At 68.9% G+C, this 14,947-nt stretch carries 16 protein-coding genes and 1 tRNA gene; 10 read left to right on the top strand and 7 right to left on the bottom strand.

The window, feature by feature from the left end; genetic code table 11:
• Nucleotides 1–18: 18 nt before the first annotated feature.
• Both cysS and JO391_RS02490 read right to left on the bottom strand, forming a co-directional pair.
• The gene (gene cysS, locus JO391_RS02495; protein ID WP_220662631.1) at nucleotides 19–1,410 is read right to left on the bottom strand and encodes a cysteine--tRNA ligase; all 1,392 of its coding nucleotides are present in this window, start codon (nucleotides 1,408–1,410) and stop codon (nucleotides 19–21) included.
• Between the two features lie 162 nt (nucleotides 1,411–1,572).
• The gene (locus JO391_RS02490; protein ID WP_220662630.1) at nucleotides 1,573–2,190 is read right to left on the bottom strand and encodes a DUF6778 family protein; all 618 of its coding nucleotides are present in this window, start codon (nucleotides 2,188–2,190) and stop codon (nucleotides 1,573–1,575) included.
• Between the two features lie 143 nt (nucleotides 2,191–2,333).
• Between JO391_RS02490 and JO391_RS02485 the strand changes: the two genes are divergently transcribed.
• Complete coding sequence (locus JO391_RS02485; RefSeq protein WP_220662629.1) at nucleotides 2,334–2,675, top strand: MmcQ/YjbR family DNA-binding protein; 342 nt, start codon at nucleotides 2,334–2,336, stop codon at nucleotides 2,673–2,675.
• 62 nt (nucleotides 2,676–2,737) lie between these two features.
• Here the strand turns inward: JO391_RS02485 and JO391_RS02480 are convergent, their stop codons facing one another.
• From JO391_RS02480 to JO391_RS02465, 4 genes are all read right to left on the bottom strand, one after another.
• Complete coding sequence (locus JO391_RS02480) at nucleotides 2,738–3,340, bottom strand: outer membrane protein (protein ID WP_259444804.1); 603 nt, start codon at nucleotides 3,338–3,340, stop codon at nucleotides 2,738–2,740.
• Nucleotides 3,341–3,537: 197 nt separating this feature from the next.
• The gene (locus JO391_RS02475) at nucleotides 3,538–5,349 is read right to left on the bottom strand and encodes an ABC-F family ATP-binding cassette domain-containing protein (protein ID WP_220662628.1); all 1,812 of its coding nucleotides are present in this window, start codon (nucleotides 5,347–5,349) and stop codon (nucleotides 3,538–3,540) included.
• A gap of 50 nt (nucleotides 5,350–5,399) precedes the next feature.
• The gene (locus JO391_RS02470) at nucleotides 5,400–6,587 is read right to left on the bottom strand and encodes a S1C family serine protease (protein WP_220662627.1); all 1,188 of its coding nucleotides are present in this window, start codon (nucleotides 6,585–6,587) and stop codon (nucleotides 5,400–5,402) included.
• A 65-nt stretch (nucleotides 6,588–6,652) separates the two neighbouring features.
• Nucleotides 6,653–7,396 (bottom strand): GNAT family N-acetyltransferase, encoded by a 744-nt coding sequence (locus JO391_RS02465; protein WP_259444803.1) that lies wholly within the window; start codon nucleotides 7,394–7,396, stop codon nucleotides 6,653–6,655.
• Between the two features lie 117 nt (nucleotides 7,397–7,513).
• Between JO391_RS02465 and msrB the strand changes: the two genes are divergently transcribed.
• Nucleotides 7,514–7,906, top strand: a complete 393-nt coding sequence (gene msrB, locus JO391_RS02460) for a peptide-methionine (R)-S-oxide reductase MsrB (protein ID WP_220662626.1) — start codon at nucleotides 7,514–7,516, stop codon at nucleotides 7,904–7,906.
• 43 nt (nucleotides 7,907–7,949) lie between these two features.
• Here the strand turns inward: msrB and JO391_RS02455 are convergent, their stop codons facing one another.
• Nucleotides 7,950–8,399, bottom strand: a complete 450-nt coding sequence (locus JO391_RS02455; RefSeq protein WP_220662625.1) for an outer membrane protein assembly factor BamE — start codon at nucleotides 8,397–8,399, stop codon at nucleotides 7,950–7,952.
• A gap of 208 nt (nucleotides 8,400–8,607) precedes the next feature.
• Between JO391_RS02455 and JO391_RS02450 the strand changes: the two genes are divergently transcribed.
• The 8 genes from JO391_RS02450 (at nucleotide 8,608) to JO391_RS02415 (ending at nucleotide 14,882) form a co-directional block, all read left to right on the top strand.
• Nucleotides 8,608–9,162 (top strand): YceD family protein, encoded by a 555-nt coding sequence (locus JO391_RS02450; RefSeq protein ID WP_220662624.1) that lies wholly within the window; start codon nucleotides 8,608–8,610, stop codon nucleotides 9,160–9,162.
• Nucleotides 9,163–9,344: 182 nt separating this feature from the next.
• Nucleotides 9,345–9,548, top strand: coding sequence for a 50S ribosomal protein L32 (rpmF, locus tag JO391_RS02445; protein ID WP_220662623.1), 204 nt, complete (start codon nucleotides 9,345–9,347; stop codon nucleotides 9,546–9,548).
• A 26-nt stretch (nucleotides 9,549–9,574) separates the two neighbouring features.
• Nucleotides 9,575–10,711 carry a phosphate acyltransferase PlsX gene (gene plsX / locus JO391_RS02440; protein ID WP_220662622.1) on the top strand — a complete coding sequence of 379 codons (1,137 nt, stop codon included), beginning with the start codon at nucleotides 9,575–9,577 and terminating at the stop codon, nucleotides 10,709–10,711.
• Nucleotides 10,708–11,679 carry a beta-ketoacyl-ACP synthase III gene (locus tag JO391_RS02435; RefSeq protein ID WP_220662621.1) on the top strand — a complete coding sequence of 324 codons (972 nt, stop codon included), beginning with the start codon at nucleotides 10,708–10,710 and terminating at the stop codon, nucleotides 11,677–11,679. The genes plsX and JO391_RS02435 overlap by 4 nt, the downstream gene beginning before the upstream one ends.
• Nucleotides 11,680–11,842: 163 nt before the next feature.
• Nucleotides 11,843–12,145: an integration host factor subunit alpha gene (gene ihfA, locus JO391_RS02430; protein WP_220662620.1), complete on the top strand. Its 303-nt coding sequence runs from the start codon at nucleotides 11,843–11,845 to the stop codon at nucleotides 12,143–12,145.
• 13 nt (nucleotides 12,146–12,158) lie between these two features.
• Nucleotides 12,159–13,601, top strand: coding sequence for a MerR family transcriptional regulator (locus JO391_RS21775; protein ID WP_259444802.1), 1,443 nt, complete (start codon nucleotides 12,159–12,161; stop codon nucleotides 13,599–13,601).
• 62 nt (nucleotides 13,602–13,663) lie between these two features.
• Nucleotides 13,664–13,741, top strand: a tRNA-Pro gene (locus JO391_RS02420).
• 64 nt (nucleotides 13,742–13,805) lie between these two features.
• Nucleotides 13,806–14,882 carry a 2'-deoxycytidine 5'-triphosphate deaminase gene (locus tag JO391_RS02415; protein WP_220662619.1) on the top strand — a complete coding sequence of 359 codons (1,077 nt, stop codon included), beginning with the start codon at nucleotides 13,806–13,808 and terminating at the stop codon, nucleotides 14,880–14,882.
• Nucleotides 14,883–14,947 lie beyond the last annotated feature (65 nt).

Raw genomic sequence — 14,947 nt, 5'->3', positions numbered from 1 at the left:
AAACGAGGGGCGCCGACGTCACCTGAGCGGCTCCAGCTTGGCGGCATCGAAATCGGGGCCGGGGCGGAGCTCCACGTCGTCCTTGGACATGCGGACCTCGACCCCCGCTGCGATGAGGGCGGATTTGAGCGCGTCCACGGCGGCGAAGTCCTTGGTAGCCTTGGCGGCTTCGCGGAGGTCGGCAAGGCGTGCAGCGAGCGGCGCGAGGTCAACCCCGGTGTCCAGCCAGCCACCCATGCCGTCCTCCAGAAGCCCGAGCAGGGCAGCGGAGGCCTTCAGCGTGCCGGCATCGCCAGCAGCCGCGAGGGCGTGCAGTTCGGCGATGGCGCCGGCGGTGTTCAGGTCATCGGCCAGCGCGGCGATGACGGCATCGGAGGGTGCGCCCTGCCCTGCCGCGGCGGTGATCTCGCGCCACTTCGTCAGCGTCGCCTTCGCCTGAGCCGCCTTCTCTGCCGTCCAGTCCATCGGCTTGGAGTAGTGCGTGCCGAGGTAGACGAAGCGGATCACCTCGCCCGGATGGCCCTGGTCCAGCAAATCGCGCACGGTGAAGAAGTTGCCGAGCGACTTCGACATCTTCTTGCCCTCGACCTGCAGCATCTCGTTGTGCATCCAGACCTTAGCGAAGCCGGCGGAGGGGTGGGCGCAGCAGGATTGGGCGATTTCGTTTTCGTGGTGCGGAAACTGGAGGTCGATGCCGCCGCCGTGGATGTCGAAGGCGGGGCCGAAGAGTTCGTAGGACATGGCCGAGCATTCGATGTGCCAGCCGGGGCGGCCGCGGCCCCAGGGGCTGTCCCAGCCGGGAAGGCCCTCGTCGGAGGGTTTCCACAGCACGAAGTCCATCGGGTCTTCCTTGAAGGGCGCGACCTCGACGCGGGCTCCGGCGATCATGTCATCGACCGACCGGCCCGAGAGGCGGCCGTATCCGGCATAGGAGCGGACGCGGAAGAGGACGTGGCCTTCCGCGGCATAGGCGTGACCGCTGGCGATGAGGTCGGAGATCATCGCCTGCATGGCGCCGATGTAATCCGTCGCGCGCGGCTCGAAGGTGGGGCGCAGCGCGCCGAGCGCGTCCATGTCCTGGTGATACCAGGCGATGGTTTCCTCGGTGCGTTCGCGGATCAGGTCTTCCAGCGTGCCGGGGGCGCCCGCCGCCTTCCTGCGCTGCGCCTCGGCGTTGATCTTGTCGTCCACGTCGGTGAAGTTGCGGGCATAGGTGACGTGATCCGGCCCGTAGACATGGCGCAGAAGCCGGAACAGCGTGTCGAACACCACCACCGGGCGACCGTTGCCGAGATGGGCGCGGTCATAGACGGTGGGGCCGCAGACATACATGCGCACGTTCATCGGATCGAGGGGTTCGAAGACCTCTTTCCGGCGTGTCAGCGTGTTGTGCAGGCGGATCGTGACCATGTTCCCTCTCCCTGGATGCCCCTGGGCGGGAACCGGCTTCGATTGCGCGAAAGGACGGGCCCGCCTGACGAAGTCAGCCGGTAATGCAGCAGATGCCGATGAGCCCGTTGCGAGTCATGGCCCGCCTTCTAGCGTTTGCGGGCCATGACGGGAAGGGAAAAGTCAGATGCCGTTGCGGGTGAAACCGCCGCGGACATCGGGGCCGACGCCAAGCCAGCTGGCGATGGTGCGCGACAGATGCGCGCTGATCTGCGACTTCTGCGTCTCGCCGCGGTCACGGGCGGCGCGCATCTGTGCGCCGGAAAGCGCGGGAAGGGCGGCCTCGATCTTCTCGGGTCCGAACAGCACCTGGCCGGAGCGGGCGTCGACCACCTGGGCGATGAAGTCGATGTTGTGGACGCCCGAGCTGGACAGGCGGGTTTCAGCCTCGAAGGTCAGGGCGTGGAAACGGGTGACGGTCAGGTCGAGATAGACCGGGCGCGACCCGTGAAGGCCCGCCGCGCCCTTCTTCGCCGCGTTGCGGACGATGACCGCCACCTGATCGTGACGGTCGCCGGTGGCCGGATCCTCGCGCCAGACGATGTCGGCCTTGGGCATGAGGGACTTTTCCTCGCTGACCACCAGAGATTGCGGCACGGAGACACGCACATCGACCACGCGCCAGCCCCGCGACACATCGGCGGGGACCGGATCCTGGTACCAGGTGCGGAAGCTGGTGCAGCCCCCGAGCAGCGTGAGAGAGAGGGTGGACAGCACGAGCGTGCGGCGCGAAAGGGTCATGACATTCTCCGTTGGCCGGTCGAACCGGCGCTTGGAGGGCAAGCTAGGCGCTGAACCGGGCAGGATTTTTGCCATATTGAGGCGATTGGGCGGCAGATCGGGGGATCGTTTCCAAGCGCGGGGATTTCTGGCAGGCTACGCCCATGAGCCGCGCCTTCGTTCATGCCATCTGTGCCGCCCTGCCGGGGGCGGAGGTCTCCGACCCCTGGGGCGGGGGGCATGACTGCTGGAAGGTGGGGGGCAAGATGTTTGCCGTGGTGGGCGCGATGGAGGACCACGGCGTTTCGGTGAAATGCACCGATGTGGAGACAGCGCGGCTGGTGATCGAGATGGGGCGGGGCGTGAAGGCGCCCTATCTGCATGCAAGCTGGGTGCGGCTGCCCTGGGGGATCGTGCCCGAGGACGAATTGCGCGAGCGGCTGGAGACTTCGTACCGGATCATCCGGGCCGGGTTGCCGAAGAAGGTGCAGGCAACACTCGGTTGAGGCAACCAAGAGAGAAGGGGCGGAGGTTTCCCCCCGCCCCCGCCCTGCCGGCGGATGCCGGATCAGAAGCGGTAGGCCGCGCGCAGCATGAGCGTGGTGGCATCGGCGTTCACGTCGGTGCCGGCCACGTCGTCGAAGCTGTTGTAGAGAACTTCGGCGCCCAGGGTCCAGTTGTTGCCCATGTCATAGTCGGCGCCCACACCGGCGACCCAGCCGTTGACCGAGTCGTTCTGGCCGTTGAAGTTGCCCTCGGCCCCGGCCCAACCGGCGGTGCCGTAGAGGAAAGCCTGGCCGAGATCGGCACCGGCCTGCAGCTTGATGTGATAGAGCGCGTCGAGCGATCCGTCGTGGTTGTCGCCCAGATTGATGTTCGACCAGCTGTAGTCGCCTTCGATACCGGTGATGAAGGTCCCGAAGTCATAACGGTAGCCGGCCATCACGCCGCCAAGACCGCCATTGCCGTCGGCCACGCCATCGGTCGAATTGATCGAGCCATAGCCAAGCTGGGCACCGCCGTAGAAGCCGGTCCAGTCGGGGGTGACATCGACGACCACGGCGACCGGGGCCACGACCGGCTCGGTCACGGGGGCGGCCATGCCACCGGCGAACGCAGCGACCGGGGAAATCATCGCGGCACCAAGCACCGACGCAATCATCATCTTCATTCTCAGACTCCTCGTCCTCGGATTTGTCATCGGGCGCATTCTGTTCCGCGGGGATGCGGAGGCGCCCAACCCCGCGTGAGATGGTCCCTTTGCAGGCGCAGCACAACCGGCCACACGGCGATGTGAGCGGGACAACCCGTTGATCGCAGCGGATTTTGGCCGATCGTGAGCGACAGATCGGCCAGTTCCTGCCGGGATCAGCCCCCGGCGCGGGTTTCGAGGTCGAGCCATTCCTCTTCGGCGGCTGAAAGGGCCGCCTGGCGGTCGGCCAGCATCTCGGAGGCCTTGCGGAACTTCACCGGCTCTTTCGTGAAGAGGTCGGGGCTTTCCAGAAGCTGGGCGAGCTTGCCGATTTCGGCTTCCAGCCGGGCGATGAGGTCGGGAAGTTCGGCGAGGCGCTTCTTTTCGGTGAAGCTGAGGCCATCGGCCTTGCGGGCGGGGGGCGGCGTTTCCGCGGGCTTTGCGGGGCGGTTGGCAGGTGCCGGTGCGGGGTCGGACGCGGCGGGGCGCTGCGCCATGTAGTCGGACCAGCCGCCGGGATAGACGGTGACGCGGCCCTGACCCTCCATCGCGACGGTCTGGGTGGCCACGCGGTCGATGAAATCGCGGTCGTGCGAGACGAGGAGGACGGTGCCGTCGAACTCTCCCAGCACGTCCTGCAGGAGATCAAGGGTTTCGACGTCGAGGTCGTTGGTGGGCTCGTCCAGGATGAGGAGGTTCGAGGGCTGCGCCATGACCTTGGCCATGAGAAGCCGCGCGCGTTCGCCGCCCGAGAGGGATTTGACGGGGGCGCGGGCCTGGGCGTCGTCGAAGAGGAAGTCCTTGAGGTAGGCCACCACATGGCGGGGCTGGCCGCGCACCAGGACCTGGTCGGAGGAGCCGGAGACGCGCATAAGGGGATCGTTCGTCAGGCTGTCCCAGAGCGTCGCTTCGGGGTCGAGCCGGGCGCGGGCCTGGTCGAAGACGGCGATCTCCAGGTTGGTGCCGAGGGTGACGGTGCCCGCATCCGGCGGGGTCTCGCCGGTGAGGAGGCGCAGGAGCGTGGTCTTGCCCACACCGTTGGGGCCGACGAAGGCCACGCGGTCGCCGCGCATGACGCGGAGGTCGAGGTTCCTGACGATGGGCAGTTCGCCGAAGCTCTTGGTCAGGCCCTTCGCCTCGATCACGCGCTTGCCGGAGGTGGGGCCGGCGTCCAGTTCCAGCGCGGCGGTGCCCTGGCGGCGGATTTGCGCGGCACGTTCGGCGCGCAGCGCGGCCAGGGCGCGGACGCGTCCCTGGTTGCGCTTGCGGCGGGCAGAGATGCCTTCGACGGCCCATTTCGCCTCGGCCTTGATCTTGCGGTCGAGCTTGTGGCGGGCCTCGTCTTCCTCGGCCCAGACGGTTTCGCGCCATTCCTCGAAGCCGTCGAAGCCGGATTCGCGACGGCGGACCTCGCCGCGGTCGATCCAGAGGGTGGCCTTCGTGAGCGCCTTGAGGAAGGCGCGGTCGTGCGAGATGAGGACGACCGCGGCGCGGGTGGCCTGAAGCTGGGCTTCCAGCCATTCGATGGCGGCGATGTCGAGGTGGTTGGTGGGCTCGTCCAGCAGCATCACGTCGGGCGCCTGCGCCATGAGGCGGGCCAGCGCGGCGCGGCGGCGTTCGCCGCCTGAGGCGGTGGCCACGGGGGCATCGGGGCGGAAGCCAAGCCCCTCGCCCGCGGCGGCGACGCGCCAGGATTCATCGGCGGGCAGGCCGGCGGCGGCGTAGTCGCCAAGCGTGGCGAAGCCGGACAGGTCGGGATCCTGCTCCATGTAGCCGATGGAGGTTCCGGCGGGGACGACACGTTCGCCCCGGTCGGGTTCGACGAGGCCGGCCATCACCTTCATCAGCGTGGACTTGCCCGAGCCGTTGCGGCCCACGAGGGCGACCCGGTCGCCGGGCTGGACGACCAGCGAGAGGCCGTCGAACAGGGGATTGCCGCCGAAGGTCAGCGAGATGCCGGAAAGCTGGAGAAGGGGTGCGCGCGCCATGCGCGGGGGTTATGCGGGCCGGCGCGCGGCGTCAACGGGCGGCAGAGGGATCAATCCCCGGTCCCGTTCGTCGGGCGGGGCGGGCGTTCCGGCAGCGTGACCGTGACGGTGATCGGCTCGCCGTCGCGCAGGAGGTCCACCGTGATCTCTTGCCCGACCTTCAGCCCGCGCACGATGTCGAGCGCGTTGTCGAGTGTGTCGACCGGCCTGCCGTCCACTGCGGTGATGATGTCGCCGCCGATGATGACGCTGAGGCCCCCCAGCTGCACGGGCAGGTCGCCGCCCCTGAGGCCCGCGATGTCGGCGGCGCTGCCCGGTTCGACCGTCTCGATCAGGAATCCGGTGAGGCCGTACATCGCTTCGGGCGGGGCGCCGATCATGTAGAGAATCGGTGGCGTGACCATCTGGCCGTAAAGTCCGTGCCAGGGCCGGCTGATGCGGCCGGTGCGGGCCAGTTCGGGCAGCACCTCGGCCAGAACCGAGACCGGCACGGCAAAGCCGATGTCTTCGCCGAGCGCGGGGTTGGAGGTGCGGCTGACAAGCCCGATCACGCGGCCGCAGTCATCGAGCAGGGGCCCGCCGGAATTGCCGGGATTCACCGCGGCATCGGTCTGAAGCATGGGTTCCAGCCAGGACAGGGTGGAATCGTGCAGAACCCGCCCGATGCCGGTGACGATGCCATGGCTGATGGTCTTGCCCAGGCCGAGCGGGAAGCCGATGGCAAAGGCGGTCTGGCCTGGGTGCAGGCTGTCAAGCGGCGCGAGTTCGAGCGGCGGGCCCGCGGACTGGTCATCGACCAGACGCAGGAGGGCCAGGTCAAGCTCGTTGTCGGAGCCGACGATGCCCGCGTCCCAGGAGTCTTCCCCCACGAAAACGATGATGACCTTCGCGCCCTCCACGACATGCGCGTTGGTCAGGACCAGCCCGTCGGGCAGGATCGTGCCCGAGCCGAAGACCGGGCGGACCCGGTCGTTCACGCGGTAGGGGTCGATTCCCAGGGCGAAGACCTCGACCACGGAGGGCGCGGCGCGGTCCCAGATGGCCTCGGCCCCCAGGCCGCAGCGGCCCTGCGCCGCCGAAGCAGCGGCGCCGGTCAGGGCGAGCGTCGCAGCCGCGAAGGCCAGGGCAAAGACGATGGCGCGGCGGAGCCCGTGTGGTGCTTGGCGGGACTGATCGCCACCGTTTCGCCAGAGATCGGGGCCGCCGGCGGGCATCTCGGGATCAGACTTGCGGTGCATGGCATCCTCCTCCGCTCTCGGAGATGAAACCTGCACCGGTTGGAGGATCGGCGCCTTGATCGCGCTCAAGCGGCGGCGAAATTCTCGGCGCTGGCAATGGCGCGCAACGCGCGGGCGCGCGCGGGCGGGATGGCGGCGATTTCAACGGCGGTGAAGACGACCAGCGTGTCGAGATCGGGGTCGGGCACGGCGCGGTCTGCCACCCATCCGCCCATGCCGAGATAGGTGCGCAGAAGCGTGGGCAGGCCGGCCAGCGCGGCGCGGGGATCGGCGGGCGGGCCGGGCGGCAGCGGCACGGCATCGCCGCGCGCCTGGGGGCGGTGGGCGGCCGGGCCGAGATGTGCGCCGGCGAGGGCCGACAGCGCCGGGCGATGGCGCGCAGGGTCTGCCCCGCGGAAGCTGGTGCAGCCGAAAAGTACGCCGGCGCCGAGGTCATCCACCACCCCGGCCAGCGCGCCCCAGGCGAGGCGCAGCACATCGGGATCGGCCACATCGGGTCGGATGCAGAATCGGCCAAGCTCCAGCATCGGGAAGGCCAGGTCGGCCATCGGAGCGAGATCGAAGAAGCGGTCCGAGTAGCTGGCGGCCAGGTGTTCGGGCGTGGTCACGGGGATAAGCCGGAAGCAGGCGAGCAGCGCGCCCTGCTGGTCTTCGATCAGCCAGTGCTGGGCGGTGGCGTCAAAGCTGTCGCTGTCGATCCCGTCAACGCCACGGAAGCACAGGTGCCGCAGGCGCTGCGCGGACAGGAGATCCGGGTCGGTGACGGCGCGGCGGGCGCAGAGACGGCCCTTGCGAAGCTCGTGCATCATACCTCTCATCGCGCGACTGGCGAAAGCCGCACGCGATGCCCATTATCCCTGTGGATGCACGACGGGCAAGTGACGGCCTGCGGACAGGAATGCGAAGGTGGAAGGGAACGGCTGGCAATGGACAAGGTGATCAAGACCGAAGCGGAGTGGCGCGCGCAACTGGACGACCTGGCCTATCGGGTGACACGCGAGCACGCGACGGAGCGGCCCTTCACCCATGACGATTTTCCCGAGGATCCGGGCACATATCGCTGCACCTGCTGCGGGGCGCCCCTGTTCGATGCGGAGACGAAGTTCGATGCGGGCTGCGGCTGGCCGTCGTTCTTTGCGCCGCTGGATGAAAGCGTCATCGGCGAGAGCCTGGACACCAGCCATTTCATGCGGCGGACCGAGGTGCATTGCAACCGCTGCGACGCGCATCTGGGCCATGTCTTTCCCGACGGGCCGGCGCCCACGGGGCTGCGCTATTGCATCAACGGCGTGGCGCTGAAGTTCGACCCCGAAGCGTGACCGGCGGGCCTTCGGGCCGGGGCATCCCGGCCTGGGGCCTGGATCACTGCAGCAGATCGGCGGCGTCGAGGCGGCCGATGTTGCCGAAAATCTGCTTCACGGCCGAGCTGCCCTGGATGTTCGTCGTCGTGACACGGCGCGACAGGACGACGACGCGGCCATTCTCGACCCCGAAGCGTTCGATGTTGGTGACGCGGCCGCCGGGATCGAAGGAGATGGCCACGACTTCGCGGTCGATCTCACGCGGGGCGTTGATTCCCGTGAGCTTCCAGCGGCCCTGCACATAGTACCAGGCATCGGCGTTCAACATGCCTTCGGCGGAGGGACGGCCCAGGATTTCCTGCACCTTGTCGCGTTCGGTGCCGATCTGGATCTGGGCAAGTTCCTGATCTGTCGGCACATAGCCGTGGTTGTTGTAGACCGGCGCACATGCCGCCGTGGCAAGGAAGAGACCGACCGCCGCGGCCCGAACTGCCCTTGCCTTGATCCTCAACGTCCACTCCCATTGCCAGTCCCGGCCGGCCCTGGGACCGCCGGGCCTTGTCAGGCTTTGGCGGGCACCGTATGCGACGGGCAGTGGCGGGCGGGCCAGCGGCCCGTTGCCCTTGGCCTTAACAGAAGGTCGCGGCCCGGATCAAGGGTGGCCGCCCCAGGACGGCGGTTCCCGGCACGGGAACCGCGCGGAACGAGCGAGGAAGACCATGAACGCGCAGCCTTTCAGCCATCCCGTCCGAACCGGCAGCCTGCCGGGCAAGCGCGCCTTTGCCTTTGACCTTGCGCCGGGGGCCGAGGAGCGTGCGGCGGTGGCGAAAGCGCTTGGCCTTCTGGACCTGCCGGCGCTGCGGTTTGCGGGCGAGTTGCGGCCGGTGGGTCGCAAGGATCTGGAGCTTGAGGCGCGGCTTGTGGCCGATGCGGTGCAACCCTGTTCGGTGACGCTGGCGCCGGTGCCGGCCCATGTGGAGGAGACGGTGGCGCGGCGCTATCTGGACGACTGGGCCGAGCCCGAGGGCGACGAGGTGGAGATGCCCGAGGACGATACGGCCGAGCCCCTGCCCGACATGATCGACCTGGGCGTGGTGGCGATGGAGGCGCTGGCGCTGGCGCTGCCCCTTTATCCGCGGGCCGAGGGCGTGGATCTGGGCGAGGCGGTGTTCGGCCCGCCCGGCGCGGCCCCCCTGCGCGACGAGGATCTGCGCCCCTTCTCGGGGCTGGCGGCGCTGAAAGACAAGCTGGCCAAGCCCGAGGGAGAGGGCTGAGAAACGCCGCGGCAGACAGGCGATTGCGGGCAGAAAGGGACTTGCGCGCGCGGCGAATCCGAGTATGTATCGCGCCCTGTCACGGGTCCGGCGGGCCGTTCGGGGCGTCTTTATCGTTGGCGCCCGACATGCTTGCCGATCCAGGGAAATCAGGGGCCAGTCCCCGAACACGAGGTTGAGACATGGCTGTCCCCCAGAACCGAGTTACCCGGTCCCGCCGGAACATGCGCCGCGCCCATGACGCGCTGGTGGCTGGCAACCCGGCCGAATGCCCGAACTGCGGCGAGCTGAAGCGCCCGCACCACGTGTGCGGCGCCTGCGGCCACTATGACGCCCGCGAAGTCGTGGCGACGGCTGCGGTCGATCTGGACGAGGACGCGGCGTAAGCCGCCTCGCCTGACCGCGGCGCATCATGACGCAGGACAGCGTTCAGACGGCGGCCGCAGAGTCAGCGCGAATCGTTGTATCGGTCGATGCCATGGGCGGAGATCGCGGGCCGGCAGCGGTGGTTGCCGGTCTTGTTGCATCTGCGCGCGACAATCCTGACGCCGACTTCCTGCTGCACGGCGACGTGGCGGTGCTGACGCCGCTGGTGGCGCGGCAGGCCGGACTGTCTGGGCGCGTCACACTGCGCCATGCGGCCCAGGTCGTGGCGATGACCGACAAGCCGAGCCAGGTGATGCGGCATGGTCAGGCCACCTCGATGTGGGCTACCATCGACGCGGTGAAGCAGGGCGAGGCCAGCGTTGCCGTGAGCTGCGGCAATACCGGCGCCCTGATGGCGGTGAGCCTGATCCGCCTGCGCCGCCTGCCGGGAATCAACCGCCCCGCCATCGCCTGCCTGTGGCCCTCGCGCAATCCCGGCGGGTTCAACGTGATGCTGGACGTGGGTGCCGACATCAAGGCGGATGCCGAGGACCTGCTGCAATACGCCTCGATGGGGGCATCCTATGCGCGCATCGGGCTGGGGCTGGCACGGCCGCGCGTGGGCCTGCTGAACGTGGGCACCGAAGAGCACAAGGGCCGGGCCGAGATGAAGCTGGCGCATGACCGCATCGCGGCGGCGGCCGAGGCGGGGGCCTTCGACTTTGTGGGATTCGTCGAGGGCGGCGACATTCCGGGGTCGCGTGTCGATGTGATCGTGACCGACGGCTTCACCGGCAACATCGCGCTGAAGACCGGCGAGGGCACGGCCAAGCTGATTTCGGATTTCCTGCGAGAAGCCTTCGCGGCGACCTTCCTGTCGAAGATCGCCGCGCTGCTGGCGCTGACGTCGCTGAAACGGTTGCAGGTGCGGATCGACCCGCGGCGGGTGAACGGCGGGGTGTTCCTGGGGCTGAACGGCACGGTGGTGAAGTCGCACGGCGCCTCGGATGCGACAGGTGTGGCGGCGGCGATCGGGCTGGCCTGCCAGCTGGCGCGGTCGGGCTTCCGCGAGCGGCTGGCGGCGCGGGTTGCATCCACCATGCGCGCGGGGCAGGATGCCGGCGCGGAGGGGAGCCCTGACAATGGGTCCGCAAGTGGGTTGGGGGTCGGATCGGGGCAATGACGACACGCGCCGTTGTAAGGGGCGTCGGGCACTATCTGCCCGAGCGCATCGTGCCGAATGCCGAATTCGAGCAGATCGTGGAAACCTCGGACGAGTGGATCCGCACGCGCTCGGGCATCGAGCGGCGCCACTTTGCCGCTGAGGGGCAGACGACATCGGATCTGGCGATCCGGGCCGCGCAGGCCGCGCTGGCCGATGCGGGGCTTGAGCCCGATGACATCGACGTCATCGTATTGGCGACCTCGACCGCGGACCTGACCTTTCCTTCGGCCGCCACGATGGTGCAGGCGGGCCTTGGCATGACGCGGGGCTTTGCCTTCGACGTGCAGGCCGTGTGCGCCGGGTTCGTCTTTGCGCTGTCCACGGCGAATGCGCTGATTCTGTCGGGCCAGGCGAAGCGGGCGCTGGTGATCGGGGCCGAGACATTCTCGCGGCTGATGGACTGGACCGACCGGTCCACCTGCGTGTTGTTCGGCGATGGCGCGGGGGCGCTAGTGCTGGAGGCGGCGGAGGGCATGGGCACGACCGATGACCGCGGCATCCTGTCGGCTGACCTGAATTCGGACGGGCGGCAGCGCGACATCCTTTATGTCGATGGCGGCGTGTCGAAGGGCACGGTCGGCCACCTGCGGATGCAGGGCAAGGAAGTGTTCCGCCACGCGGTGGAAAAACTGGCCGCCACCGCCCATGCCGCGCTGGACAAGGTGGGCCTGTCGGGCGAGGACGTGGACTGGATCGTGCCGCACCAGGCGAATATCCGCATCATTGAGGCCACGGCCCGGCGGATGCAGGTTCCGATGGAGCGGGTGGTGGTGACGGTGCAGGACCACGGCAACACCTCGGCCGCCTCGATTCCGCTGGCGCTTTCGGTGGGCCGAGCGCGCGGGCAGATCAAGGAAGGCGATCTGCTGGTGACGGAAGCCATCGGCGGCGGGCTGGCCTGGGGATCGGTCGTCCTGCGCTGGTAGGCCGGGCGGAATGACCCGTCGGGCGTCGCCGAATCCGGCGAAATATCGCCCGCCAAGTGGTTGATATTGACTCGCAAATGCCAAGCGCCCAATCTCGCCCGAAAGGCGAAGGCCTGAAACGAGCGGCCTGAGCCAATCAGGGCCGGAACATCGGGGGGACGGCATGAGCGAAAAGACTCTGACGCGGATGGACCTGAGCGAAGCGGTGTTCCGCGAGGTCGGGCTCAGCCGCAACGAATCGGCCCAGCTTGTGGAAAGCGTGCTGAGCCATGTCTCGGACGCCTTGGCGAGCGGCGAGACGGTGAAGATTTCGTCCTTCGGCACCTTCTCGGTGCGCGACAAGACGGCGCGCGTGGGCCGCAACCCCAAGACCGGGGAAGAGGTTCCGATCTCGCCCCGGCGCGTGCTGACCTTCCGACCCTCGCATCTGATGAAGGACCGCGTGGCGGCCGGGACCAAGCGGTAGGATCTGACACCGCATGGAAAAGTCGCCGGACGCCTTCCGCACCATCAGCGAAGTCGCCGATTACCTTGAAACGCCGGCCCATGTGCTGCGGTTCTGGGAGAGCCGGTTTCCCCAGATCAAGCCGGTGAAGCGCGCCGGCGGGCGACGGTATTACCGCCCGTCGGACGTGGCGCTTCTGGCCGGGATCCGGCGCCTGCTGCATGACGAGGGCATGACCATCCGCGGCGTGCAGAAGATGCTGCGCGAACAGGGGGTGCGGCAGGTCGCGGCCTTTGGCAGCGACGGCGCGGCGCTGGAAGAGGTCTTTGCGGTGGACGAGCGGCTCTTGGAGGGCATCCCCGGCGTGGGGCCCGAACCGCCGAGCGCCGAGATTCTGTCGTTCCAGGCGCGCGCGCGGACGGATGAGGACGGGCTGTCTGTCACCGACCCCAACCTGCGTGAGGGCGAGGAGCCCGACGTCGCGCCAGAGGTGGAACCGCCCCGGCCCGTGCTGCCGCCGATTGCGGTGACGGCGCTGGAGGTGCAGGGCGAAGACGTTGTGCCACTGGCTGCCGGCATTGGCCCGATGCGGGGGGACGACGCGACCCCGGAGGCCGGGATCGGGGAGGTGCCGGCCGTCGATGAGGTGGAGGTCGGGGAGGCGGAGGTCGAGGAGGCGCCCTTCCTGGACACCGAGGCCGAGCCGGATTGGCGCGAGGCCGAGACCGCCGAGTTGCACCGCCTGCATCCTGAACCTGTCGCGGAGAGTGCCGGCGACGAGGAGAGTGCCGGGGACGAGGAGAGTGCCGGGGACGAGGGTTTCTTCGCCGGCCCCGAGGCGGATTGGGAGCCGGAGGAAGAAGCCGCCGCCGAGGTGGGCCGCGAACCGGTCGAGGAACTTCCCTCTGCCGAAGAGATGGCTGATCTTGCCGCGCTGGACGGGGTGAGGCCGGACGAGATCGAGGCGATCCTGGCCGAGGTTCTGACCGGGCAGGACGAGATCGGGCAGGAAGAGGCCGCGGAACTGGCCGACGAAAACCTGTTCCTGGACGCGGGGCTGGAGGAAGCCTGGGCCGGGAGGCAGGTTGCGGAACCGGCGCCCGAGCCCGCAGCCGAACCGGAAGCCGAAGTTCGCGAAGAATTGGTCGCAGAGGTCGAGGTCACGGAGGTCGAGGCCGCCGAGATCGAGGAGCCGGCGCCCGCGCCGCTTGCGCGGCAGGGCGACCTGTGGTCGGCGGCAGGCATCGCCGCGCCGCCTGCGGTGGCGCCGAAACCCCGTGGGGCGGACCTTCTGGTCGAAGAGACCGACGACCTGCTGGATGTTGACCTGGCCTCGGTCCTGCCGGTGCTGGGGCGGCTGCGGGCGGCGGACCCGGAGGCCTTGGCCGAGCGGGCGGCAGAGTTTGCGGCCCTGCGCGACCGGCTGCTGGCGCTGCGCGAGGGCATGGCCGCGGCGGCGCGGGTGCGGGCGCGCTGAGCCCTTGCCCATGCGCTTTCCCGCTTGCCCCTGCTTCGAAACTCGCTATGTATCCCGCGCATCGGGCCGTAGCGCAGTCTGGTTAGCGCGTCCGTCTGGGGGGCGGGAGGCCGCGAGTTCGAATCTCGCCGGCCCGACCATTTACCGAACCGCCCGCCTGCCCTGTGGCAGCGCGGGCGGTTCCGTTTCCGAAAGGGGCCTCGCGTGACCGGAGTGCTGCCCGACCTGCGCCTTCGCCAGTTGATCGCCGTGGGCGCCATCGCCGCCGAGCCGGCCATCACGCCAGAGCAGGTGCAACCTGCCAGCCTGGACCTTCGGCTTGGGACGGTGGCCTATCGCGTGCGGGCCTCGTTCCTGGCGGGACAGGGGCGGAAGGTTGCGGACCGCATCGCCGAGTTCGAGATGCACCGGATGGACCTGACGGGCGGCGCGGTGCTGGAAAAGGGCTGCGTCTATGTCATCCCCCTGGCCGAGCGGCTGGCGCTGCCCGCCGGGCTGACGGCGGTGGCCAATGCCAAAAGCTCGACCGGGCGGCTGGACCTGCTGACGCGGACCATCACCGATGGCGGGACCGAATTCGACCGGGTGCCCGAAGGCTATCACGGGCCGCTGTGGGCCGAGGTCTGCCCGCGCAGCTTTTCGGTGCTGGTGCGGCCGGGGATGCGGCTGAACCAGCTGCGGCTGCGCGACGGCGCGGCGGCGCTGACCGATGCCGAGCTCGCGGCGCTGCATGAGGCCGAGCCGCTGGTGGACGGCGAGGCGGTGATCGACGGGGGGCTTGGCTTCTCGGTCGACCTGAAGCCCGCCGAGTGGGACCTGGTGGGCTATCGCGCCAAGCCCCATGCCGGGGTGGTGGATCTGGACCGGATCGGTGCCTATCCGGCGCGCGAGTTCTGGGAAGAGGTGCGCACGACCGAGGGGCGGATCATCCTGGACCCCGGCGCGTTCTATATCCTCGTCAGCCGCGAGGCGGTGACGATCCCTCCGGATTATGCCGCCGAGATGGCGCCCTACCTGGCGATGGTGGGCGAGTTCCGGGTGCATTACGCGGGCTTCTTCGACCCCGGCTTCGGCCATGCCAGCGCCGGCGGCAAGGGCAGCCGCGGCGTGCTGGAGGTGCGGTGCCACGAGGCGCCCTTCGTGCTGGAGCATGGGCAGGTGGTGGGCCGGCTGGTCTATGAGCGCATGAGCGCCCGGCCCGAGCGGCTGTATGGCGCGGGGATCGCGTCGAACTATCAGGGCCAGGGGCTGAAGCTGGCCAAGCAGTTCCGCGTGGGCTGAGCCGGCCGGCGTCGCGCCTTGATCATTCGGGCAAAGATGACACCGGGGGCGTTCTTTCGCCGGAG

It is taken from the genome of Neotabrizicola shimadae, assembly GCF_019623905.1.
In the GTDB taxonomy this organism is placed as follows: Bacteria; Pseudomonadota; Alphaproteobacteria; order Rhodobacterales; family Rhodobacteraceae; genus Neotabrizicola; species Neotabrizicola shimadae.
This window is presented reverse-complemented; position numbering and strand designations above follow the sequence as displayed.